We start from the raw sequence: 1126 nt of genomic DNA on the forward strand, positions 1-1126 counted from the left end.
AATCCCTGCTGGGCAGTGAGCACAGCGAATTGCAGCTGGGCACGCCCACCAGCCACGAGTTCACCCATTACCCGCTCACCGTGGCGGTGCTGCCCGGTGACCATCTGCAAATGTTGTTTGCCCACGATAGCGCTGCCTTGCCGGTGGCGTTGATGGACCGCATGGCCAGTGCATTCAAGCGTACCTTGCTGGCGTTGTCTCATGTGGATGATGTGCCACTGGCCACGCTGGATGCGTTGGGTGACGACGAGCCCCACTTGCAGCAATGGAGTCAGGGCGAAGGCGAGTGGCACGCGACCAGTTTCCTCTCGCTGTTTTCACAACAGGCAGCCGAGCAGGGCGAGGCCATTGCGCTGGTGCACGGTGACACCCGCGTATCGTTTGTCCAGCTGGAATCCCGCGCCAACCAATTGGCCCGTTACCTGATCGAACAGGGCGTGCAACCGGATGATGTGGTCGGTGTGTCCTTCGAGCGTGGTGTCACCATGATCGAAGCCTTCCTTGCCGTGATGAAAGCCGGCGGCGCTTTTCTGCCACTGGATCCGGGTTATCCCTCCGACCGCTTGCACTACATGCTGGAAGACAGCAGTGCCAAGTTGCTGCTCACGTCTTCAGATTTGCTTGAAACCTTGCCCCGTGTTGATGCCGTTAAACCGGTTGCGGTTAATGGATTGTCGCTGGATGTTTTCTCTGCGCAGTCTCTCGGCAACGAACCGCACCCGGACCAGCTCGCCTATGTGATCTATACCTCCGGTTCCACCGGCAAACCCAAAGGCGTGTCCCTGACCCATGCCGGTCTCTCCATGCATGTGCAGACCATTGGTGAACGCTATGGCATGACCCCGGATGATGTGGAGCTGCAGTTCGCCTCCATCAGTTTCGATGGAGCGGTAGAGCGCTGGACGGTGCCGTTGGCCTTTGGTTCGCGGGTGGTGATTCGTGACCAACAATTATGGAGCGCGCAACAAACCTGCGATGCCTTGCAAAAAGAAGGGGTGACCATCGCCTGCATTCCGCCCAGCTACATGGGGCCGTTGCTGGACTGGATTGAACAAACACAACCGCCCCTGAAAGTGCGTTCCTGGACTTTGGGCGGCGAGGCTTTCACCCGGGAAACCTTCGAACG

1 protein-coding gene is annotated in these 1126 nt (G+C 58.8%); it reads left to right on the plus strand.

Features of this window, described 5'->3' with window-relative positions; genetic code table 11:
- Nucleotides 1-1126: AMP-binding protein (locus A3730_RS08850; protein WP_156501094.1), on the plus strand; the 1126-nt coding region annotated here is incomplete at both ends.

The organism is Alcanivorax sp. HI0044 (genome assembly GCF_001634945.1).